The organism is Desulfosarcina cetonica JCM 12296, from assembly GCF_001311845.1.
Taxonomy (GTDB): Bacteria; Desulfobacterota; Desulfobacteria; order Desulfobacterales; family Desulfosarcinaceae; genus Desulfosarcina; species Desulfosarcina cetonica.
Genome location: NZ_BBCC01000074.1, coordinates 1 through 21,890 on the forward strand (window position 1 = coordinate 1; position 21,890 = coordinate 21,890).

The following is a 21,890-nucleotide window of genomic DNA, read 5'->3' on the forward strand; positions in this document are numbered from 1 at the left end:
GGCCCAGGCGCCGGCATCAAAGGCCGTGCTGACGCCTTCGGCCCGCGCCAATGCATCGGCGACGTTGCCGGCAAAGACGCGCAGACGCGCGTCCGCCAGCCGGATCGATCCGGAGAGCGCCGCGTAGGATGCCTCGTCCGTAAAGTCGAGGGCAGCGATCAGCGACGCGAAATCGGTGGTCAGGGCGCTGTGCACACTGGTGAGTTCGGTGATGATCGGGTCGAGCGAAAGGGCCTGTTCCAGCGTCTGGATGTGAGTGTTGAGCTGATTGACGACGTTGGTGAGCGGGGCGGTAAGCTCGGAAATCGCGGTCTGGATTCTGTCGGCCACCAGCGTACCGATGGCGGCAGGGGCGGCGATGATTTCAGCGCGCAGCATCCCGATGGTCTCCACCATTCCGAGCAATTGCTGCATTTCGGCGTTGTCGCCCAGTTGGCCGATGAGATCCCGCAACGGCGTCAAGATCTGGGAGAGCAGGGCCTCCGCGTCAAGCGCGTCGCTGGACCCGATGGACTGAAGGGACGAGAAAGCGCCTTCGACCGTCCCGCCCACGCCGTCGGCCACGGCGTTTCCCAGTTGGTCGAATCGGCTGGTGATGGCAGACCAGAGCTGATCGGGATCGCGCAAGCCGGTGGACACGAGGTTGGGGAGCGTTGCGGCCCCTTCCCCGAGCAGATCTTCGTCCCGCGGCAGGACGATCCTCCCGGCCAGTGATACGATCGTCGTGATTCGTTCGGCCGGAATGCCGCTGGCGGTCGCGGCCGCGCCGCTCAGGTCGTTTCCCAGCGCGGTGAGCACGCTGTCGTCGAGGACAATGCCTTCGATCGTTTGGAGTAGCGTGGGCATCAGTCGTCCTCCGCCGTCGGATCAATGCCGAAAATGCCGCCCAGCGCGGAAATGGGCGCGGCCAGATCGGCGGCCGCAGATGAAAATTCATCCAGCCCCGACTGCAAAGGCGGCAGTGGATTGCCGAAGTCGGGTATAGAACCCAGCGCGTCGAGGGTGTCCAGTGCGCCGGCGACCGAATCAATCAGCCCGGCTGCATCGTCCAGCAGGCCGGCATCGATGCCGCCCAGTCCGCTGGGCGGGGGAGGCGGCGGCGGGCTTTCCCGAATGACCAAAACGTAGTAGGTTTCGTCCGGCGACCGCGCCGATTCCTCGAACCGCATCTGTTCGATCACAACGTGGGACAATTCGGTGGCGGTCACAATATCGGCGGCAAAGGTCATGGCCTCACCGGCATTGAATTTTTCGCGGACCGCCTCCAGGAATTCGTTCCGCTTTTCGTCCCCGTAGAGGCTGCCGGCGATGACCAGGGAAAGCGGGGCCCCGTTGAGATCCTGAAACAGGCTGCCCTGCATGCCGGGAATCGGGATCTCGGCGAAATGACGTTTCTCGACGGATTGCAGCCAGGCGATGTGGGGAATTTCCCAATCCCCGATGACGGGTTTGATTTGCATATCAGCTCAACCCTCTGCGTCGGGCCTGTGCCTGCAAGGCGGTGTTGATGAGGTCGGCCAGTTGCTCGCCGGCATCGGCGAATTCTCCGTTGCCTGTGAACCGCTGAAACGCGGAGGGCGAACCGGGGGCGTTCGGGCCCGGCGTGTTCATGGGCACGTTGGACGAATGGCCGGTAGGTTTCATGTCGTTCCGTTGGTCTCCTGCCCTGCCGCCCCCTTCTTCTAGGGGGGCGCCCATTTCCGACGGGATAAGGGGAGAGCATACAGGAAGCGGCCCTCTATTGTCGCCATCCATCTGATGTTGCGCCGATGGCGCCACGGGGGGTGGGGCCAATCGTTCTCTGCGCGAGGATTCAGCCGATGCCAACGGTTCGGGCCGCGAAGAACGAGCGGACGAAAAATCGAATCGTTCGGATGGGCGCAGCGGCCGTTGAAACCTCACCGGGGAGCCGGTGAGCGAATGGGATGCCATCCCGATCGGAGCGTTGCCGGTCCGGTGGGATTCCCTGCCGAGTCCCCTCTTTGTTTCGATTGCCTCAACAAGCTGCAACAACGTTTCCATTCCCTTGCTGGTTATGGGGTCGGCGGGATGTCTTTTCCCTGCCGACAGCGCACCGGCTGCGGCGGCCGGCGGGTTTGACGCCCGTGTGATGGGGTCCACCCCGTTGCCGGCAGCGGGAGACGCCGGGCGGATGGGTGAAAATGGTCCGACGCCGGCGCGCCCTTCAGATACGCCTTTGGGGGTAACAGCCGGCTTCTTGCGGTCGATTGAAAAGGCGGCGCCACCGCCACCGCGCGTCAGGGATTCCGATACCGATCCGGCAAACCCCTTTTCAAAGGGTCGGGTCGGTGACGGAACCGGTATGGGAGCGTTGTCCGCCCTTCTGGAACGCGCCTCATCCCGGCGCACCGATTCGTCTCGAAACGGAGGGGTGAAGCCTGACAACGGATAGGCGGCGAGGTCGTCCATGGACGCGTCCAGCAGGGTTGGCAGCATCGATTCGAAGTAGCGGATCCCCCTTACAAGCGCTTTAACGGCGCCTATTTCGGCGTCGAGCTGCGCCAGGGCGGCCAGTGCCCGTCGCAATTCGGGCGTCATCGCCGGGCTCATGTCGCGGATTTTTCCGACAGCATCTGCAGGTGGAGCAGGATCTGGCCCAACGTCAGTTCGTTGACCTCCTGGGGGGTCCAGCCGAACTCCCGGGCCAGAATATGGGCCGCCCGTGCGATCGGCTCGGAAGCTGACGCTTTGAAGTGGTCCAGGCCCGCATCGATGCCGCTGATGCGGTTGACCTCGCGCAACAGGAACTGGACAAGGCCCACATGGAGCATCCCCACCTGTTGCACCGACAGAGGCGGCTCGACAAGCGCTTTATGGACCATCAACAGCCCCACGAGCGCGTCGCGTTCCCGCGCGGCCCGCTGGATCAACTGCATGTCTCCCACCGTCAACGGCCGCAGGCGTACGGCGCCGGATTTTAGCGGCGACGACGCGCCCTCCCCCGGGCTGAGAATCTCCGGTGGGACGTCGACTTCGTAGGTGATCGTCCCCCCGGCGAGCAATTCATCGGCGCTCAGCATCAGCCTTCATCCGCCACGGTGAGGTAAAGCGCCTGGAAACCGACTTTTTCCAGAACAAAGTCGTCCTCGGGCATGGCGTAAACCCAGTGGTCGATCTTTGCCTGATGGAGCGTGACCGTGTTGCGGATATCCGGCAAGGCGGCATTCTGCAACATCAGGGTGATGTTGAACGACGGCTGGGTCCAGCTGGCGGCGGGCCGGCTTTCGGCCGCCTCGCCCAAAAGCAGCTTGATCATGGCGCCGTTGATGTAGGCCCGACCGATGGTGCCCTTGATGGTGACGTTGCCGGGGCGCAGTTCGGCGGCGTACCGCTGTCCGATTTCGTGGAACGCCTTGACGTCCGAAAACACCTCCACATGCACGTCCTGAACGCGGCCGACGGTGAGCAACTCGTTGGCTTCAAGAATGCCCTGAGCGGCTTCCCCCTCGGCTCCCGAAGGCGCGGCGAGGCTGATCGAGCCGTCGGCGCCGGTGAAAACATTGGTGTTTACCATTGTTAAGCTCCTATTGTAATACGAGGGTTACGGCAACGAAGTCGATACTGAAGGTCGGCTGCATAAAAACGTTTACCATGGCGCGTCCGGCAATCTCGTCCTGCCGGGTGGCGGTCACTTCGAGCTGGTACGTGATGAGCGCTTCGTCCTGCACCATGGTGGTCAGGAATCCATCAATGGCCCCGTGGAGCGCTTTGCGGACACGCTGGTTGTTGATGCGGCCGATGAACGGGTTCGATGCGCTCCGGATGCCGGCTTTGGCGAAGTCGGTGATGCGCCGGGTGGTGACCTGGCGGAAGGGACCGTTGGTCGCCATTTCGGAACTGATGCCCCGGACACGCGGATGCCCTGGCGTTTTTCCAGCACCATCACCCCGTCCTTGATCAGGTCCCGGGTCTCGCCGTAGCTGAAACGCTGCACCAGTTCGGTGACGCCGGGAAGGACCTTGTTGGTGGGGCTGGTCTGCGGGGTGAGGCTGCTGATCAGGCCGGCAACGGCGGCCGCAGTGAAATTGCCCGGCAAATCGACCACATCGCGGGCGACCGAGTCGTAGGCCCGGATTGCGGGAGCAGTAAAAATCAAACGGTCGTTGGCGGTGACCTGCCCGCCGATGGCGGCGGCCGCGGTGGCATCGCATCCGATGACGCAATGACGTCCTTGCCGGTTCCTTCCGCGGTGTCGACGAGGCTGCCGAGCACCGACGTCGCCGTGGACGTCGTCACTTGGGGAAGGACGAGGATGTTGACATCCTCTTTAAGCAGCTCATTGAACGCCGCGGTGTATTCAGGCTCGCCGACGGCGGTTCGCGGGTCAAGGGGGCGGGCGTAGATCTGCCGGGCACCGTTGCGGAACAGGATCTCGATGCCGCGCACCAGACTCCGCTGGGCTCCCGCCAAACCGTCGTAGGATCCGAGGTCGCGTCTTGCCGCGTCGTAATCGGACAGACTGTAAGTCTGGCCGTAAATGTCGTCGAACACGGGATTGTCGTCTCCATCGAGCACCACCACCGGATTGCCGTCGCCGTCAAGCACGGGGTTGCCCTCGGCATCGAGTTCGATCTGCTCGCGCAGTGCGGTTCCGACGATGCCGATATTGCCTGACGAAATGGCGCCGGCGCCAATCAGGCCGTCCGCGCGGACCCGAATGGCGGTGCCGGGAATCACCAGTTCCGAAAGCGAAAAGGTTTCGGCCATTGATTTTCCTCCAATTCAAGGAACGGGGTTAACGTTAACGGAACGCGGTTATCAAAACGCCCGCAAGCAGTTTCTGACAATCGCTTGGATTTGCCAATGAAAGCCTTCAGCGCACGGGGGGCGGCGTTGCGTTTTTTCGATTTTTGGCAACTAGGCAGGGGGGCGCGTCGCCGTCAGGCGATAGAAATAGGAACCGCTGTTGCCGAAACTCATAAGGCCGACCGATCCCGCATCGGGTATGGCGGCGTCCTGGCCTGAAACAATCAGGGAGGTCCCGACGTAGGCGCGGAGGATATCGCCCGATGCGTCTATGGTTAGGGTATAGGAACGATTTTGTTCCATCTGGAAATCGGTGTTGAGCGCCGACGTGTCAAGCGCGGCGTAAGTTCCCCCTGTTTTTTTGGCGATCATCGCGTAAGCGGGGGTACGGCTCATGAGGAAAAAATAGAAGTTATCGATGTCCTGCCAGCGGAAAACGACCCCCATCGCACGTTGATCGGCGCTGCGGCAGACCGCTTGCAGCGCCAGCGCCGACAGGTCCGGCGTATCGTCGGACAAAAGCAAAACCGTACCGGGCTTTTCCGGCACGGGAGCGAAGTCGCCACCGTGGATGGCGCTGAACTGGGCAGTTCGCCGTCTGAGGGAGTCAAACCGCCAGTCTGAGGGAGCATTGGCCCCAGCCGCCGGATCGTCAAAAACGGTAAAGCGGGACAACACATCGCTGCGCAGATTGACATCAACGACCGTTTCGTATGTATCCAGGGACGGCCGAAGGGAAACGAGCTGGGGAATTTCAGCGATAACGCCGCCGGCCTCTTCCGGATCGATTTGCTTTTCGAAAATGATTTTCAGTTCCAGATCCCGCTCGTAGCGAGTGGACGGCGTATTGTATCCGAGTTGTCGCACCGGGCCTATGGCGCCGGTCTGGAGGGTGTACATGCCCTGACGCCGCAATGCGATGCGGTCGGTCGAAAGAACGCTCTGAGATGCCGCAACGGTCGCATCGTGCAGCAGTTCAGGACTCGACGCTTTAATCACCACCATGGCCGTGCCTTCCAACCGGTGCATGCGGATATCACCGTGGGGGTCGTCGAGAATGCCGACCACGCCACCCACGCCAACCGGTCCCAGACGGCTCGGTACAATGGTCACGTGGGGCATAAAACCGGGGCCTTCGCCGTCGGGCAGCAAATCGGTGATCAGCGTTGTGGCGCTTGTAACAGTTTGGGAGTCAAGTTCGTTCACGTCGTTCCTTAGAAGGGTGGGTTGAGCGACGCGTTTACTGAGACAGGCAAAAAAATTCTAATATAAATTAGGATTTTTGTCGTTTTTTGTCAAGAAGAATGTACGGTGTTTTCAGTCCCAAAGAATCCAAGCGGCGCGAAAATCGCTGTTTATCACAAACTGCCTTTTGCGATGACTATTCAGAGCGTTGACGGATGGGGTCAATTAAATCAAACCTTGGAATGGGAGGGCTAAAATTATGGCGTCCGAAGAAAAAAAACACCCTCAAAACGCGAATTTCGAGGGTGTTTTTATGTCCAGAATTTATATCCAAGGCGTGATTTCAGACAGAGAAATCTACAACCCTATGAATTTATTTGGTGATCCCAACGGGATTCGAACCCGTGTTACCGGCGTGAGAGGCCGGCGTCCTGAACCGCTAGACGATGGGACCATTTGAAAAACAGAGCGTTCAATATAGAAAAGCGTCCTTTTTGTCAAACACTATTTCCGGAAAATCAATCCGCCGACACCTCCCCGACGGAGCGTTTGCCCTTTTTAAAACCGACCAGAAAATAGACCACGACACCGATAAAAGGTACCATGGCCACGAGAAAGCCCCACAGGGCTTTCATCTGGATCGAACCGAAGTCCTTGCGAGCGATGTCCAAAATGGCAATGCACGTCAGGATAAAAAAAACGACGCCGGTCAATACCACGGCCATACCGATGTTCATGAAACTTCAGCCTTTCAATTTTTCCGCGATCTCAAGAATGGTGTTCACGTAATATTTGCTGTGGTTGTAGTGGTAGACCACGTCATAGGCCGCCTTACCGGTCATCCCCGGTTTCCAGCCGTAATTTTTCAGGTAGGCGGCGATACTGGAAATGGCGTCGGCGTGCACGAAGAGGTCCACCTTCCCGTCTGCATTGCCGTCCTGGCCGAACGGTCCGATATTGCTGGGCATGAATTGGGAGATTCCCATGGCGCCGGCATAAGAGCCCTTGATCGTGGTGGGATCCAGGCCCTCTTTTTGCGTATAGGTTAAAAACGCTTTCAATTCCTGATAGGCCCAACTGGCTTTCTGATCGGCCTTTTTTTCGAATTCCGCGCGGGACATGCGTCGGTCGTCATCGGGCAGATTGTTCCAGATCATCTGACGGGGAACGGCCTCGGCCATGGCGGACAAGGTGGACAGGGTATTGATAACGGATTTGTTACCGGTATATGTGCCCAGTTTGGTCTCCACCAAAATAATGGCGGTGATCACCTCTTTGTCCACGCCATACTTGTTCTGGGCGCTATCCAAGGCATACTGATGTGCCTGCATATAACTCCTGGCCGAGGCGATGGACCACGGCAAGGTGAACTGAGCATAGTTCAACTTGGCTTCGTTGTGGATGAAATACGCACTGACGCCGCCCTCCTCAAAGGTCACTGCAGGGCTTGCAAAAATGGTATCGATCCGTTTCAAGTCAAACCCATCGGCGACCAACCGTTTCTTCAAGGCTTGAAAGACACCGCTGTCATCCATGGCCATCGCACCGGCAAACAGGCCTGTCGCCAAAACCAGCAGGATGGATAATCCGGGAAAGATGAGTCGTCGTTTTGCATGAAAAAACAGGTCATCGCGCATCACCAAAAGCCTCCTGAGGGGATCAGGTCGTTTTGTCTGTCAAAGCGGCGCGGACACCTGCCGCCTCAGATGACATACCATATCAAAGTCGCCATAATCCAGCATTGATTCCAGAATGCCAAGATATCGGGAGCATATCGGATGGTCAGTGGGTCGTGAGAATAATTCAGCGGCCCCGAAATCGGTCATTAATTGACATGGGTTGCCCTGCCGTGTCAAACCAATAGCTGACAGGGCGGCCGGCGTGGGTTGGGGACCGCCCAGGGGCAACCGATGAACCTTGGTGTGAATTCCTTTTTGAAAAAGACAGGATCGATCTTCCCAAATGGCCCGCAAAATCGCCAAAACCTTGTTTGTCTGCCAAGCATGCGGCTATGAATCCGCCAAATGGATGGGCCGCTGCACCGAGTGCGGTGCGTGGGACGCCTTTGCCGAGGAGGTCCGAAAACCGGTCACACCCGGCAACAAAACCATGGCCGTCAAGGCAAATCGCCCGGTTCCCATCGACGCGGTCGAAATTATCGATGAGAAGCGGCTTTCCACTGGCATTGAGGAGTTCGACCGGGTCCTGGGCGGCGGCCTGGTAACCGGCACCCTGGTCCTGATCGGCGGCGATCCCGGTATCGGCAAATCGACCTTGATGCTCCAGGTCCTGCACGGCATCGCCGCTACGGGCAGCAAGGTGCTCTACGTTTCCGGTGAGGAATCGGTACGTCAGCTGCGCCTGCGCAGCCGTCGGCTGGAGACGCTTTGCTCCACCCTGCTGGTAGTTTCGGAAATCGACATCAATGCGGTCATGGCCATGGTGGAGGGTGAAAAGCCGGATGTATTGGTGGTCGACTCCATCCAGACCATGTTCAGCCCGGAAATCACGTCGGCCCCGGGCAGCGTCAGCCAGGTCCGCGAATCCACCCTGCGCCTGATGCTTCAGGCCAAACGCACGGGCATCCCCACCTTTCTTGTCGGCCACGTAACCAAGGAAGGCGCCATTGCCGGTCCCCGACTACTGGAGCACATGGTCGACACGGTGCTCTACTTCGAGGGCGACCGCAACCATATTTTCCGCATCCTGCGGGCGGTAAAGAACCGCTTCGGATCGACCAACGAGATCGGCGTTTTCGAAATGAAGGAACGCGGCCTTTCCCAGGTGGTCAATCCGTCGGCCGTTTTTCTCTCCGAGCGACCGGAAAACGCCGCCGGATCGGTGGTCACGGCCACCATGGAAGGTACCCGCCCGATCCTGGTGGAGATTCAGGCCCTGGCCGCCAGCACCAGCCTCGGGACCCCCCGGCGGACGATTCTCGGCCTGGATGCCAACCGGGTCGCGCTTCTGGTGGCGGTCATGGAAAAACAGTTGGGCATGCACCTTTTGGGGCATGACATCTTCATGAACGTGGCCGGGGGGGTCAAAATCATCGAACCCGCCGTGGACCTGGGCATCGTATCGGCGGTGGCATCCAGTTTCCTGGACCGGCCGATCCGCAAGGATACCCTGGTGCTCGGTGAAGTCGGCCTGGCCGGTGAAGTGCGGGCCGTGGGCAACCTGGAAATCCGCGTCCTGGAAGCCAAGAAGATGGGCTTCAGCCGCTGTGTGGTTCCCCTGGGAAGCCTCAAACGCTTGCGCCATCCTGAGGGCATCCGCCTCGACGGCGTCGACACGGTAGCGGCGGCGGTGGAGCACTTGTTCTGACGACCCTTTGCCTTTAAAATAAATCTCGGGCCGTTCCCCAGGCGCCCATCGGAAAGCGACCAGCCCCGCTTAATGGTGGCGGGCAGAATGGCAACACGCTTATTATATTGACGATTGGAATCGCCCGGGCGGGTGGTTTGACTTGACTTGAACAGGGCGAAAAGATATGAAGCGATCATTTCAAAAGCAGCGCAACCCGTGGGCGGATCATTATACCCGCCAGGCCAAGAAAGACCACTTTGCCGCTCGATCGGTGTACAAGCTGCAGGAAATCCAGAAGAAGCACCGTATCCTCAGCCGCGGCGCACGGGTTCTGGACCTGGGTTGCGCACCGGGATCATGGCTGCAGTTCACCGCCCAGGCCATCGGTCCCGAAGGCCGACTGGTGGGTGTCGACCTGACGCCCGTGGAGATCCCACTGCCCGATCACGTTACCGTGATCACCGCTGACGTGGCCGATCTGGAAAGCCATTTGGCCCAACTGGAATTGACCCAGGTGGATGTGGTGCTCAGCGACATGGCACCGGCCACGACGGGCAACCGCCATGTGGATGAAGCCCGCTCCGTGGGATTGTGCGAAGCCGCGCTGGCCATTGCCGACCACATGCTGGTGCCGGGCGGGCACTTCGTCTGCAAGATTTTTCAGGGCAGCGCGTTCAAGGCCTTTACCGATGCGGTCAAGCAGCGCTTTGGACGTCAGGCGCCTTCCGGCCCCAGAGCACACGAAAAGCCAGCCGAGAGGTGTTTGTCATCGGCCTGGGAAAGAAATAAGACGGACTCGTAAAAAGCCCGAGATCAAGGCTTGCGAATCCTGAGGAATGAGGCGTGCTTAGCGTACTCCGCAGTGACGAAGGATACGCGTAACGCCGATATCGGGCTTTTTACGAATCCGTCAAATAAGACAGGAGGAAACTATGTCGGGACATAATAAGTGGTCTTCCATCAAACACCGCAAGGGCGCCCAGGATGCCAAACGGGGGAAGATCTTCACCAAATTGATCAAGGAAATTACCGTGGCTGCCCGTGCGGGCGGCGGCGATATCGATGCCAATCCGCGCCTGCGTTCGGCGGTGATGGCGGCCAAGGCCGAAAACATGCCCAAGGATAACATCGAGCGGGCCATCAAAAAGGGTACCGGTGAGCTCGAGGGGGTCAGCTACGAAGAGAGTTCCTATGAAGGTTACGGCCCCGGTGGAGCAGCCATTCTGGTGGAATCCCTGACCGACAACAAGAACCGCGCCGTGGCCGAGATTCGCCATATCTTCAACAAATACGGCGGCAACATGGGGGAAAACGGCTGTGTGGCCTGGATGTTCGATAAAAAGGGCTACTTCAGCGTGGACAAAGCGGCGGTAAACGAGGAAAACCTCATGGAGGTGGCCCTTGAGGCCGGCGCTGAAGATGTTCGCGAAGAAGATGACACTTTCGAAGTCATTACCGCGCCCGAAGATTTCGATGCGGTCAAGGAGGCCCTGGACGGCGCCGAAATTCCCTACGCGGATGAAGAAGTGACCATGTTGCCCCAAAACATGAGCCCGCTTTCCGGCAGCGAAGCCGAACGCATGCTCAAACTCCTGGACGCCATGGATGACTGCGACGATGTCCAAAAGGTCTACACCAACGCCGACATCCCCGACGACATGGTCGACGACGTGTAGCCCATCTCTACACAGCCAAATTGTAAAAAGGGCCGGTGCCGCCGATATAGCGGACACCGGCCCTTTTGGATTAATAACCGGCTGAACACATCATCCGCGGCCATGGCCGCTTTTCATCGCGACAGGGCGATCATCCGATCCACCGCCGCCAGGGCCGGCACGCGAATCTCCTCGGGGACCTTGACCTGGCCGGACATGGTCTCCAGGCAAGTGAGGATATCCGGGGGGGTGATCTTCTTCATGTCCAGGCAGAGCATCTTTTCCGAAGCCGGATAGAAGGTTTTTCCGGGATTTTTGCTGGCCAGGGGATGGAGCAAGCCCACTTCCGTGCCAACGATGAATTCGGTGGCATCGGATTCGGCGGCAAAGCGCATCATTCCCGACGTGCTCAAGGCTGCGTCAGCCATTTCCACCACCTCGGGTCGCACTCGGGATGGGCGATGAACAGGGCCTGGGGATGGGCCGCCCGGGCGGATTGGACATCGGCAACGGACAGCAGGTCATGGAAGGGGCAACAGCCTTCCCACAAGTGGATGGTTTTATCCGTATGCCGGGCGGTGTTGCGCGCCAGATTGCGATCGGGCGTCATGAGCAGTTCATCGGCGGCCAGGCTGCGGACCACTTCGATGGCGTTGGCCGACGTGCAGCAGATGGTGGACAGGGCTTTGACCGCCGCCGGGGAGTTCACGTAGGTCACCACCGGCATTTCCGGCAGGGCGGCCAGGCGGGCCTTGAGCGCTGCCGGCGTAATCATGTCGGCCATGGGGCAGCCGGCATCGGTCCGCGGCAACAGGACGGTCTTCTGGGGCGAAAGAATCGAAGCGGTCTCGGCCATGAAATGGACCCCGCAAAAAACGATCACGTCTGCATCGGTATCGGCGGCACGAATGCTCAGTTCCAGGGAATCCCCGCAGATGTCGGCCAGGGCCTGGATCTCCGGCGGCTGGTAGTTGTGAGCCAGAAGAACGGCGTTTTTTTCCTTGAGCAGTTGTCTGATTTTAGCTTGCATGGGCGAATCCTATAGAGATGGGGCACCCGCACCCCGTCGTTTCATTGACCGGCTTATTGGTTCATCTGCAGGACATCGGCATCGGCCGGGGCCTCGAAGCGAAAGAGATTCTCGGGCGGTGTGTCGTTGAAATTGACATTTTTGAATTCGATGCGGGTTTCGTCCCCGTAAACATTGATCGTGGTAATACGGCGGACATCGAAGTTCCGTTTGGCCACGTCCAGTTGAACCTCCATGAGATCCTCGGTGGATTTATTGGGTACCAAGCGGAGATGGTAAGCCGCGGCATCGTCGGACGCATCAGGGAAATCTGGAAACTCTGGCGCACGGTCTTGATGTTGGACAAGAATCCGGCGCCCTTACCCTTGCCGAAAAATGTCGGTGCCTTGCCGACCATCACCTGATTATCCGCCGGGCGGTAAATCCACAGATCCTTGCCGTCGGTAATGATCGTCTGGGCTTCGGGGACCTGGTACTCCCAACGCATGCGACCCGGTTGCCGCACCATCAGGCGACCTGAAGCGGTATCGGTTACCGCCATGGCCTTTAAAATCGACTGCTGATCGAAATCGGCGGTAAAACCAGGCACATTGTAACGCGCTTCCACCCCGGCGATAATTTTATCGATCGTCGCGTCGGTTTCCGTCGCCGCCACAGCCGGCGAGCTGCCCAAAATCAGGATGATTCCCCATACAACCAGAAAGATGGCGAGGCAAGTACTGCCATGAATGGAAAAGCGCTTCATAACGCTCCTCTTTTTTAAAGTCCTTAAAACGGTGCCGGCAGGAGTATGCCTAGCGATCGAATGCGCATGACTATCCCATTTCAACCGGTTTGTAAATGCCCGGGAAGCCAATCAACGCCATAGAAAACGAATGGCCGCGGCAGGATCGTCCAGGTCGGAAATCTCGTGAAGGGGCTCTTCCATGGGTAGCTGCAGGGGCTCGTTTCGGCCGAACATCCCGAAGCAGATTCGATCGATCAGGCGCATCTGTTCCAGCCATTCGTTGCAGTCGGCATGCGGCGGCCGAACACCTTGCAGCATGAGCGTCTCCATGTTGGATTGGCGCAGCAGGGCCTCGAACCGGCGAGCTTGTTGCAAATCGCGAAACAGCCTCCGTTTATGGTGCACCAGCAGTTGGTAAGCGTCTGCACTCGGCGACGCTTCGGCCACCAGCGACAACACGAGATCGAGGCATGCCAGAAAATCGGGATCGTCATCCGGTAACCGTTCGAAAAAACGGCACAGAAACACCTGCTGGCCGGCAACCGGGCGCGCCCCCTGGTTTCTGAGCCGGACCCGCACCACGGGGACGCGCGCGGGGGCGACCCCTGACGTAATGGCTGCCGCCAACGACGCATCCGGTTGCCAAGCCAGGTTCAGACGATCCAGATAGTGAGACTTGACAAATGCCGGCAGAGGGATATGGGCCAACGGCGTTCCATCGGGCATCCGGACGGGCGCCTGGATGTCTTCGTCGAGCAGTCGGCCGCGCAGGCCGCCGCATCGTCGGCGGTGAGCGGTGTCGCCATCAGAAGCGGCTCCAGCAGCACCTGGAAATCCGGCTCCGGATAGAAAATCAGGTCTAACAGGCTGTCCCGTTCGCTGTCATCGTCATTCCGTAAAAACGCCGCCAGCCGGTCCGGCCGGGGAAGGAAAAGCGCCGTCTCGACATAATCAAGCAGCCCATCGGTCAGTTGTCCACCGTTTTGCAAGGCGGATCTCAAGCAATCAAACAGGTCTTGGGGGTGGGTGGGCGGCAGCATCATGGCCGTACTATAGCACCACGCCAGATGCTTGTCGAGGCGGGCAAAATGAGAAGAAGCCATCTCATCCGAAACCGGTTGGCAAAACAAAAAAACGAGATGGCTTCAATTTACAATCTATCGTAGAAAAAAGCGTCGTCTTTGATCAGGTCCGTGTCTGCCAGTCGGCAGACGGTTGCCAACAACGCCGAATCAAGCCACCATAAACTGAGCGATATCATCGAGCAACGCTTTGAGGGTTGCCACGTCAGCGGGCAAATTGTCCAGATGGCCCTCGCTGGCAGCACGTTCAACCCGCTTGGCCACTTCGTGGACCTGCATCAATCCCAGATTACCCGAAGCGCCGCTGATTGTATGGGCACTGCGGGCCACCTGCTGGTTGTCACCATCGTCCAAGGCGGTCTTCAGCTGGCTGTAATCCGCCATACCCGTTTCCACGAACAACTCCACCAGTTCCCGGTAGTCCGATTCGTCCAAGCCGATCCGCTCTGCCAATTCGCTAAAATTCAAACTCATACGGCCTCCTTACCAAGCACGTTTTTTTCGATAATCGCAAATACCGCTTCCCGTTTGATGGGCTTGGTGATGTAATCGTTCATCCCCGCCTCCAGGCACATTTCGCGGTCCCCTTTCATGGCATGGGCGGTCATGGCGATGATCGGCACACGATCGAACCCCTTTTGGCGGATCGCCTGGGTCGCTTCCTTGCCATCCATTTCCGGCATCTGCACGTCCATAAAAATGAGGTCAAACACTTCCGGCGAAGCGCAAAACTTTTCCACCGCCTCGACCCCGTTATTGGCCACCTCCACCTGATAACCGGCCTTGCCCAGCATCAGAACGGCCAGTTTCTGGTTCACCAGGTTATCCTCGGCCATCAAAATCCGCACCGAATGTTTGAGTTCCTCGCGAACCGAGTATTGGGTATGGATTTTTTCCTTCTTTTCAGGACAATTTTCGGCGACACCACAGTCGCAGAGGACCCGGCTCATCATCTGAAGCAACTTCTCCCGGCGCGCGGGCTTGCTCAGGAAACCGTTGAAACCGACCTTTTCGCAACGCTGGGCATCGCGTTCCAATGACCCGGACAAGGCAATCAGGGGAAGGCTTGCGAATTCCTCTCCGGACGACCGGAGTTGGGCGGCCACGGCAAAGCCATCCATGTCCGGCATACGCAGATCGGCGATACACAGATGAAAGGGATCCACTTCGGCAAACGCTTGTTGCACGGCTGGCAAAACGTCCCCCCCGCGATGGATCGTCGTGGTGCGCATGCCGGACGCATCCAGCAACTGTTTGAGGATCCGGGCGTTGGCGACATTGTCCTCGACGACCAAAATCCGCCGATCCTTCAGGGAAACCGGTATAATCCGCCGGACCTGTTTCTCGGCGCACTTTTTCAGCCAAGCCGTAAAATGAAACGTGCTGCCCTTGCCGACCTGGCTTTCCACCCAGACATCGCCCCCCATGAGGTTGGAGATCTGCTTGCAGATGGACAGCCCCAGGCCGGTCCCGCCGTACTTGCGCGTGGTGGATCCATCGGCCTGCTGGAAGGGTTCGAAAATCACCGCAAGCTTGTCTTCGGGAATGCCGATTCCCGTATCGCGAATGGTGGCATGCAGCTTGACGCGCGCATCGTTCTCATCTTCCACCAGGAGTGCCAGTTCGATCTCACCGGATTCGGTGAATTTGGGCGCATTGCCCAGCAAATTGGTGATCACCTGACGAAAGCGCAGCGGGTCCCCTTTTACCAGGGCCGGAATATTGTCGTCGATCCGGCAGAGCAGTTCAACCGGCAGGGTGCCGATCTTCGGCCGAACCAAATCACAGACATCATAGGCCAAAAGTTCGGGATCGAACTCGATTTCCTCGAAATCCAATTCGCCGGACTCGATCTTGGAAAAATCGAGGATGTCGTTGATCAGCGACAACAGGGCGATACCGCTACGCTTGATGGTCTGGGTATAATCATGCTGAACATCGCTGAGCCCGGTATCCAACAGCAGATCGGTAAAACCGATCACCCCGTTCATGGGTGTGCGGATCTCGTGGCTCATATTGGCCAGAAACTGGCTTTTGGCCTTGTTGGCGCTTTCGGCGGCCTCCTTGGCCTTTTTCAGTTCGTCCTCGGCCAGTTTGCGTTCGGTGATATCTTCCACCGTTCCGGTATAGCGGCCACCGGCGTCGGAAAAAACCGGTTCGGAGTGAACATGCACCCAACGCGGCGTTCCGTCCGGGCGGACAATCCGGCAATCCCGGGAGAAGGTAGCCATGCGATCAATGGTATCATCCCATTCTGCTGACACCGCCTCACGATCAGCGTCGTTCAGCAGTTCGCGCCAATCGCGGGTCAGGCTCTCGGCCAGGCTGAGGCCAAAAATCTTCTGGTAGCTGGTGTTGGCATACAGGCAGTCGCCGCTTTCATCGATCTCGAAGACGCCGAAGTGAATGGTCTCCGAAATCAGGCGAAAGCGCTCCTCACTTCCCTGATTCGCCTCCTGGGCAATCCGAAAGCGCTTGTTTTCCTCTTCCAGCAGCTTGTTTTTCTTGACCAGGTCAAGCAGGGTCGCTGCGCTGGGCATCAGAACGGCTCCATCTCTTGGCCACGCCAGGGGCATGGGGGTCGCTTGTCAAGATAAGTCTTTGTTACCATTGGCGGCTATCGGCCCTATCCACGAATCCACCTACTGAATCGATGGCATCTATATCGGCAGGACAGGCAATGACTTTAGTCTTTCGGGAAGTGTCCGGCGGTGTCTCGGAAGGAGTGTTCGGTTAGCTACAACAATCCGTATTTTTTAATTTTTTCCCGCAATGTCTTGCGTGTTATCCCCAACCGTCGGGCGGCTTCACTTTTATTTCCGGCTGCCGACGCCAGGGTGTTGGCGATGGCCTCGCGCTCGATCTGTTCCAATGGAAGATCGGTGGGAAACGCGCAAGTGGTCGGGGTGGGATCACCGGTGGTTGCGCCTTGGGCCAGGTGGCTGAAATCCGTCTCATCCAGGCAATCGGATCGGGAAAGCACGACAGCCCGTTCGATGGTGTTCATCAGCTCACGCACATTGCCCGGCCAGGCGTGGCGAATCAACAAATCCATGGCCCGGGGAGAAAAACGGTCCACGGTCTTGTGGTTTTTTCCGGCAAAACGGGTCAGGAAATGGGCGGCCAACAGGGGAATATCTTCCCGCCGCCGTCGCAATGGCGGGGTTTGCAGTTCCACCACATTGAGCCGGTAGTAAAGGTCTTCGCGAAAACTGCCCGCCTTGACCATCTGGGCCAGGTCCTGGTTGGTGGCCACGATCAAACGCACATCCACGGCGATCACCTGATCCCCGCCCACGCGGGTCAGCTCGCGTTCCTGCAGCACACGCAGCAGCTTGACCTGCATGGCGATGGGCATTTCGCCCACTTCATCAAGAAACAGGCTGCCCCCATCGGCCTGGACAAAGCGCCCCTCCTTGCGCCGGTCCGCACCGGTAAAAGCCCCTTTTTCATGGCCGAACAGTTCCGATTCCAACAACGTTTCGGTAATGGCGGCACAGTTGACCTTGATCAACGGACCGTCCCTGCGCGGGCTGTTGGTGTGAATCGCCGCCGCCACCAGCTCCTTGCCGGTCCCCGATTCGCCGGTAATCATCACCGTCGCCTCGGAAACGGCCACCTGGGCGACGGTCTCCATCAAACGCACCATGGCCGGGCTGCTTCCGATGATCTCACCGGAACGGGCATCGGTGGCCAATTGAGCCTTGAGCTGCTGGTTCTCACGCTTCAAATGGAGATGTTCCAGGGAACGTTCCAGGGTCAATCGGAGCTTGTCGAAATCAAGGGGTTTGATCAGATAGTCGTAGGCCCCTTTCTTGAGGGCTTCCACGGCCATGTCCACCGAGGCATAGGCCGTCATCAGCACGATGGGAATCGCCGGGTTGATGGTCTTGATCCGCTCCAGGGCCTCGATCCCGGAAACACGCACCATGCGGATATCCATCAGCACGAGGTCAACGGGTGCGGCCTGAACGGCGTCGATGGCGGTTTCGCCATCATCGGCTTCGACAATCGTGTAACCCCATCCGCCGACCAGGGTGCGCAGCATGGTACGATGCGCCTTGTCATCATCGACCACCAACAAACGATACGGTCCGGACATCAGGCCTCCTTTGCCGTCGGCAGATGGATCGTGACGGTCGTGCCGGCATCCGTTGAGCTGTCCACCAGAATTTCGCCCTGGTGCGCCTTTATAATATTGTGAACGATCGCCAGCCCCAGTCCCGTACCGCTTTGCTTGGTCGAAAAATAGGGTTCGAAAATGTGAGGCTGGTCTTTTGGGGCGATGCCGTGGCCGGTATCGCCGACCTTGATGGAAATGCCGTCTGTCACGGCGGCAACCGTCACGGTCAGTCGTCCGCCGGCGGTCATGGCCGCCAAGGCGTTGAGATAAAGATTCAGCATCACCTGACGCATCTTGTCAATATCCATGACGGCTTCCAGGTCCTCATCAGAAAAATCCAGGCGCATCGCCACATCAGCGTCGCGATACTGTTGCTCCACCAGCCTGAAACTGTCGGCAAAAAAATCGCGTAGCGCCACGCTCTGGAAATGCAGTTTGATGGGGCGCGAGAATTCCAGCAGCTGCCCCACCACACGATTCAGGCGGTCGACCTCCTGGATCATGATATCGGCGACATCCTGATCCTGATCGCTATCCTGGTATTTCTGCTTGAAATAGGTGGCGAATCCCTTGATCGAACTCAAGGGGTTACGGATTTCATGGGCAACTCCCGCGGCCAGCCGCCCCACCAGCACCAGGCGGCGATTCTTTTCCAACGCCTGCCGCAGGGCATGAATCTCGGTGAGGTCCTTGAAAAGGACCACCTGACCAAAACGGTTGCCGGTTTCATCATTCAAGCCAGTGGCACTGACGTCCAGGGGAATCCGGCGGCCATCGGCCATGGAACAAAAAAGCTCCGTCTCCATCGGCTCCGTGGAATCAGCAAGAATCTGGGAAAGCGCCGCCGGCATGACCGCATCATAGGGACGACCAATGGTTTTGGTCGCTTCCAGCCCCAGGGTCGCTGCAGCCACCGAATTGAGGGTGGTCACCCGGCTATCCCGGTCCACGGCCACCAGGCCGATGGGAATACGGGCCACCAGACTGTCGGAAAAGGCCTGAACCTGAACCAGGGAACTTTGCGCGGCACGGTAATTCTGAGCCAGGAAAAGTAGCATGACCCCGGCGCATCCCACCAGCAGCAGCACAATGGCCATCACCACGGTATGCCGGATGTCCGCGGCCCGCGCCGCATCCAGGTCGTCCGATCGAAAGCCGACAAAAATGACCATCGGCGGCGCTGTGGGTATTTCCATGGGCCGCTCTGCATGGGACATCATATGGCCCCAACGCATGGGGCGTCTGGCCAGGGGGGCGAATTTGCCGTAAATTTCAAAAAAAGCATTTCCGTCGCCCGAATCGTGCCGACGCCAGGCCAGTTCTCCTGACGTGTAAATGGCAGCCAGGTCCAAATCGGTCCCGTACCGGGATCCCACCTTTTCCCCCTGACTGTGGGCCACCACCGTCCCGTCGAGGCGCACGATCACCAGATGGGCAATATCCTCCTGGGCCGCTGTTTCCACCAGCAGGCGCTGGAGTTGAAATCCGCTGCCGTGCCCGCCGCGCATGCCGATACGGGTGCCGGCCTCAAAGGAGCGGATCAGGGCAGCTCCTTTTTCGGTCATCAAACGGATACTCTCCCGTTTCTGACGATTGATGTTTTCCATCGTCATCATGGCCACGATGGGTAAAAGCACCGCTACGGCGCCAAGAATCACCCACGGTGAAAAGCCGGATAGCAGAACCTTATAAGTGGTATTTTTCGGCATCATTCATATTATGGCATACAAAAAACCGGCCATTCTTTCGAAACCCCATAAAGATCCAGGGATAAGGCCTGCGAGAAACCGATGGTGCCGATCGGTATCCCAAACTGGTACCGAACGACCCGGTTTCTCCCCGACACCTGGTTCGTTTCTAACCAGACCAATATCACCATTATCGTGCATACGATCCCCGAGTCAACTTTGTTCTATAATTTTCTGCTTTAATTTTAAAATATTATGTCTATTTTGAACAAAGCTGACTGAACCTGGCATTTAGGTTGCTTTATCAGTGATCAACACGGGAAACGATATCGCCCCTTAAACCCAAACGAACCAACGACCATGCGAAAGGAGTTTAACATGAAAACCAACACGATCCGCACCGCCGTCATCAGCATCGTGACGATCGCCGTCATCGCCGTGGGCACCAACGCCTTTGCCGGCAAAGGGTATCGGGATGACAACCGGCGCGGCTACGGCAGGGGATACAACTGTCCGTACGCTGATGAAAACGCCCGCCTGACCGATGAACAGCGTGAGCAGCTGGACAACGAACGCGAGGCCTTCTTCAACGCCACCAAGACACTGCGCCAGGATCTTTACGCCAAGCAGATGGAACTGCGGGCTGAGTTGGCGAAAAAGGATCCGGATGTAACCCGGGCCAGCGCTCTGCAGAAAGAAGTCTCAAAACTGAACGCGTCGCTGAGTCAAAAGCATCTGGAACATATTATCGCCGTGCGCAAGATCAATCCGGATGCCGGACGGGGTTTCTTCGGAAGTGGCCGCGGGATGGGTTATCACGGCATGGGATATGGTGCCGGCATGGGCCACGGACGAGGCATGGGCTACGGCCCCGGCTATTGCCAGCAATAGCATCGATCGAGCAGCCAATTGAAGTCGACAAGCGCCGGGCGCTACCGCCCCGGCGCTTTTTGCGTTGATGGGGCAAGGAAATGCAGACAAGAAAGTTGCCTTCTGGATGCCGGCATGATTTGACTGGCGGGGAAAAAATCTGATAATGCCCGAAATATTTCCAGAAGGAGACCCATTGCCCATGGAGGGGCTATATCAGCGATCCTACTTTTTCGATGCCGGCCTCCGGTTCGCCTGCCAGTGCTGTGGCGACTGCTGTACCGGAGCCCCCGGGATCGTCCGCGTCACACCAGCCGAAATTGACCGTATCGCCCATTACTTGGGTGTCAAGGCGACTGACCTAAAAAGCAGCCATCTGGCCCCTTGGGAAGGTGGGCACCGCATCAGGGAGCGAGCGGACGGTCGTTGCCTCTTTTTCGAGGCCGGTTGTCGCATCTACGCGGTACGCCCCAGACAATGCCGAACCTTCCCTTTCTGGTTCACCAACCTGCGCAGCGAGGCCCGCTGGCAGAAAACCTGCCGAGCGTGCCCGGGGATCGGCCGGGGGCGGCTGTATACAAAAACCGAGATTCTGGATCTGCTCGCCGGTGACGACTGAGGCTGCCTTGTCCCGGCATGAAAGGCGCCGATGCCCAACGCCCGTAACACACCATCCCCGAACGACGGACTCCGTTGGCCGGATTTGATTTCCGGCACGCTCATCCAACGCTACAAACGCTTTCTGGCCGACATTCGCCTGACCAACGGCAAAACCGTTACCGCGCATTGTCCCAACTCGGGTAGCATGCGCGCCTGCTGCGAGCCCGGCCGGCCAGTCTACCTGTCCGTGCACGACAACCCCAGACGCAAACTCAAATACACATGGGAGTTGATCGAGATGCCAACCTCCCTGGTCGGCGTCAACACCCAGGTCCCCAACCGGCTGACCGCCAAGGCCATTGCCGACGGAAACGTCGATGAACTGGCAGGCTATACGTCGGTCAGGCGCGAAGTGAGAGTCGGCCAAAATTCACGGATCGACATTTTGCTCGAATCGCCGGACCGCCGGCCCTGTTATGTGGAAGTGAAGAACTGCACCCTGGTGGAAGCGGGCCTGGCCACCTTTCCCGATGCCGTGACCCTTCGCGGGCAGAAACACCTCGTGGAACTCCAAACCCTGGTCGAAAGGGGTTTTCGCTGCGCCATGTTTTTTTGATCCAACGCATGGACGCCGACCGTTTCGCACCGGCAGATGCCATCGACCCGGACTATGGCCAAAAGCTCCGAGAAGCCGCCGCAAGAGGCGTGGAAGTCGTGGTCTACGATGTGCGCATCGATAAGAACCGTATCCGTTTGAACCGGCCGATTCCCTACGACCTCAATTTTTTTGCATCGTAATGGCACTGCAATAGAAATATTTTAAATTTGAAATACGTTATTTTTTAAGCTATTAT

The 21,890-nt window shown here is 58.4% G+C and carries 23 protein-coding genes, 1 tRNA gene and 3 pseudogenes; 6 read left to right on the forward strand and 21 right to left on the reverse strand.

Going from position 1 to position 21,890, the window contains the following annotated elements:
* From JCM12296_RS17000 to JCM12296_RS17045, 12 genes are all read right to left on the reverse strand, one after another.
* On the reverse strand, nucleotides 1–846 hold an 846-nt coding region (locus JCM12296_RS17000; protein WP_157067684.1), incomplete at its 3' end, for a hypothetical protein.
* Complete coding sequence (locus tag JCM12296_RS17005; protein WP_054695607.1) at nucleotides 846–1,460, reverse strand: hypothetical protein; 615 nt, start codon at nucleotides 1,458–1,460, stop codon at nucleotides 846–848. The genes JCM12296_RS17005 and JCM12296_RS17000, both read right to left, overlap by 1 nt.
* Nucleotide 1,461: 1 nt before the next feature.
* Nucleotides 1,462–2,571 carry a hypothetical protein gene (locus JCM12296_RS17010; RefSeq protein WP_157067685.1) on the reverse strand — a complete coding sequence of 370 codons (1,110 nt, stop codon included), beginning with the start codon at nucleotides 2,569–2,571 and terminating at the stop codon, nucleotides 1,462–1,464.
* Nucleotides 2,568–3,041 carry a hypothetical protein gene (locus tag JCM12296_RS17015; RefSeq protein ID WP_054695613.1) on the reverse strand — a complete coding sequence of 158 codons (474 nt, stop codon included), beginning with the start codon at nucleotides 3,039–3,041 and terminating at the stop codon, nucleotides 2,568–2,570. The genes JCM12296_RS17010 and JCM12296_RS17015 overlap by 4 nt, the downstream gene beginning before the upstream one ends.
* The gene (locus JCM12296_RS17020) at nucleotides 3,041–3,535 is read right to left on the reverse strand and encodes a hypothetical protein (protein ID WP_054695617.1); all 495 of its coding nucleotides are present in this window, start codon (nucleotides 3,533–3,535) and stop codon (nucleotides 3,041–3,043) included. Before JCM12296_RS17020 ends, JCM12296_RS17015 begins: the two co-directional genes overlap by 1 nt.
* 10 nt (nucleotides 3,536–3,545) lie before the next feature.
* Nucleotides 3,546–3,809, reverse strand: coding sequence for a phage tail sheath C-terminal domain-containing protein (locus JCM12296_RS42055; RefSeq protein ID WP_246804460.1), 264 nt, complete (start codon nucleotides 3,807–3,809; stop codon nucleotides 3,546–3,548).
* Nucleotides 3,698–4,117 (reverse strand): phage tail sheath protein, encoded by a 420-nt coding sequence (locus tag JCM12296_RS44755; RefSeq protein WP_246804465.1) that lies wholly within the window; start codon nucleotides 4,115–4,117, stop codon nucleotides 3,698–3,700. Before JCM12296_RS44755 ends, JCM12296_RS42055 begins: the two co-directional genes overlap by 112 nt.
* A complete protein-coding gene (locus JCM12296_RS42060) occupies nucleotides 4,114–4,728 on the reverse strand; it encodes a hypothetical protein (RefSeq protein WP_218188135.1) in 615 nt (204 codons plus the stop codon). Before JCM12296_RS42060 ends, JCM12296_RS44755 begins: the two co-directional genes overlap by 4 nt.
* Before the next feature lie 150 nt (nucleotides 4,729–4,878).
* Nucleotides 4,879–5,973, reverse strand: a complete 1,095-nt coding sequence (locus tag JCM12296_RS17030) for a hypothetical protein (RefSeq protein WP_054695619.1) — start codon at nucleotides 5,971–5,973, stop codon at nucleotides 4,879–4,881.
* A gap of 357 nt (nucleotides 5,974–6,330) precedes the next feature.
* Nucleotides 6,331–6,406, reverse strand: a tRNA-Glu gene (locus JCM12296_RS17035).
* Between the two features lie 64 nt (nucleotides 6,407–6,470).
* Complete coding sequence (locus JCM12296_RS17040; RefSeq protein WP_054695622.1) at nucleotides 6,471–6,689, reverse strand: PLDc N-terminal domain-containing protein; 219 nt, start codon at nucleotides 6,687–6,689, stop codon at nucleotides 6,471–6,473.
* 6 nt (nucleotides 6,690–6,695) lie between these two features.
* Nucleotides 6,696–7,589 carry a lytic murein transglycosylase gene (locus JCM12296_RS17045; protein WP_054695625.1) on the reverse strand — a complete coding sequence of 298 codons (894 nt, stop codon included), beginning with the start codon at nucleotides 7,587–7,589 and terminating at the stop codon, nucleotides 6,696–6,698.
* Between the two features lie 325 nt (nucleotides 7,590–7,914).
* Here JCM12296_RS17045 and radA point away from each other — a divergent pair, with 325 nt between their 5' ends.
* The 3 genes from radA to JCM12296_RS17060 all read left to right on the forward strand — a co-directional run bounded on the left by radA (nucleotide 7,915) and on the right by JCM12296_RS17060 (nucleotide 10,937).
* Nucleotides 7,915–9,279, forward strand: coding sequence for a DNA repair protein RadA (radA, locus tag JCM12296_RS17050; protein ID WP_054695629.1), 1,365 nt, complete (start codon nucleotides 7,915–7,917; stop codon nucleotides 9,277–9,279).
* A 166-nt stretch (nucleotides 9,280–9,445) separates the two neighbouring features.
* A complete protein-coding gene (locus tag JCM12296_RS17055; RefSeq protein WP_246804451.1) occupies nucleotides 9,446–10,063 on the forward strand; it encodes an SAM-dependent methyltransferase in 618 nt (205 codons plus the stop codon).
* A 130-nt stretch (nucleotides 10,064–10,193) separates the two neighbouring features.
* On the forward strand, nucleotides 10,194–10,937 hold the full coding sequence (locus JCM12296_RS17060; RefSeq protein WP_054695632.1) for a YebC/PmpR family DNA-binding transcriptional regulator: 744 nt from the start codon (nucleotides 10,194–10,196) through the stop codon (nucleotides 10,935–10,937).
* A gap of 113 nt (nucleotides 10,938–11,050) precedes the next feature.
* Here JCM12296_RS17060 and nadA read toward each other — a convergent pair.
* The 9 genes and pseudogenes from nadA to JCM12296_RS17105 all read right to left on the reverse strand — a co-directional run bounded on the left by nadA (nucleotide 11,051) and on the right by JCM12296_RS17105 (nucleotide 19,590).
* Nucleotides 11,051–11,946, reverse strand: a pseudogene (gene nadA, locus JCM12296_RS17065) (quinolinate synthase NadA).
* A gap of 53 nt (nucleotides 11,947–11,999) precedes the next feature.
* Complete coding sequence (locus JCM12296_RS44765; protein WP_083456221.1) at nucleotides 12,000–12,296, reverse strand: LolA family protein; 297 nt, start codon at nucleotides 12,294–12,296, stop codon at nucleotides 12,000–12,002.
* Nucleotides 12,263–12,691, reverse strand: a pseudogene (locus JCM12296_RS50580) (outer membrane lipoprotein carrier protein LolA); the annotation flags it as partial. The pseudogene JCM12296_RS50580 and the gene JCM12296_RS44765, both read right to left, overlap by 34 nt.
* 111 nt (nucleotides 12,692–12,802) lie before the next feature.
* Nucleotides 12,803–13,381, reverse strand: coding sequence for a hypothetical protein (locus tag JCM12296_RS17080; protein ID WP_172683944.1), 579 nt, complete (start codon nucleotides 13,379–13,381; stop codon nucleotides 12,803–12,805).
* On the reverse strand, nucleotides 13,327–13,776 hold the full coding sequence (locus JCM12296_RS17085; RefSeq protein ID WP_157067688.1) for a hypothetical protein: 450 nt from the start codon (nucleotides 13,774–13,776) through the stop codon (nucleotides 13,327–13,329). Before JCM12296_RS17085 ends, JCM12296_RS17080 begins: the two co-directional genes overlap by 55 nt.
* 129 nt (nucleotides 13,777–13,905) lie before the next feature.
* Nucleotides 13,906–14,229, reverse strand: a complete 324-nt coding sequence (locus JCM12296_RS17090) for an Hpt domain-containing protein (protein ID WP_054695646.1) — start codon at nucleotides 14,227–14,229, stop codon at nucleotides 13,906–13,908.
* Nucleotides 14,226–16,295, reverse strand: a complete 2,070-nt coding sequence (locus JCM12296_RS17095; protein WP_054695649.1) for a PAS domain-containing hybrid sensor histidine kinase/response regulator — start codon at nucleotides 16,293–16,295, stop codon at nucleotides 14,226–14,228. Before JCM12296_RS17095 ends, JCM12296_RS17090 begins: the two co-directional genes overlap by 4 nt.
* A gap of 197 nt (nucleotides 16,296–16,492) precedes the next feature.
* Nucleotides 16,493–17,857 carry a sigma-54-dependent transcriptional regulator gene (locus JCM12296_RS17100; protein WP_054695651.1) on the reverse strand — a complete coding sequence of 455 codons (1,365 nt, stop codon included), beginning with the start codon at nucleotides 17,855–17,857 and terminating at the stop codon, nucleotides 16,493–16,495.
* On the reverse strand, nucleotides 17,857–19,590 hold the full coding sequence (locus JCM12296_RS17105; protein ID WP_054695655.1) for an ATP-binding protein: 1,734 nt from the start codon (nucleotides 19,588–19,590) through the stop codon (nucleotides 17,857–17,859). The genes JCM12296_RS17100 and JCM12296_RS17105 overlap by 1 nt, the downstream gene beginning before the upstream one ends.
* Nucleotides 19,591–19,944: 354 nt before the next feature.
* Here JCM12296_RS17105 and JCM12296_RS17110 point away from each other — a divergent pair, with 354 nt between their 5' ends.
* From JCM12296_RS17110 to sfsA, 3 genes and pseudogenes are all read left to right on the forward strand, one after another.
* On the forward strand, nucleotides 19,945–20,457 hold the full coding sequence (locus JCM12296_RS17110; protein WP_054695657.1) for a Spy/CpxP family protein refolding chaperone: 513 nt from the start codon (nucleotides 19,945–19,947) through the stop codon (nucleotides 20,455–20,457).
* A 181-nt stretch (nucleotides 20,458–20,638) separates the two neighbouring features.
* On the forward strand, nucleotides 20,639–21,055 hold the full coding sequence (locus tag JCM12296_RS17115) for a YkgJ family cysteine cluster protein (RefSeq protein WP_054695660.1): 417 nt from the start codon (nucleotides 20,639–20,641) through the stop codon (nucleotides 21,053–21,055).
* A 30-nt stretch (nucleotides 21,056–21,085) separates the two neighbouring features.
* Nucleotides 21,086–21,834, forward strand: a pseudogene (sfsA, locus tag JCM12296_RS17120) (DNA/RNA nuclease SfsA).
* Nucleotides 21,835–21,890 lie beyond the last annotated feature (56 nt).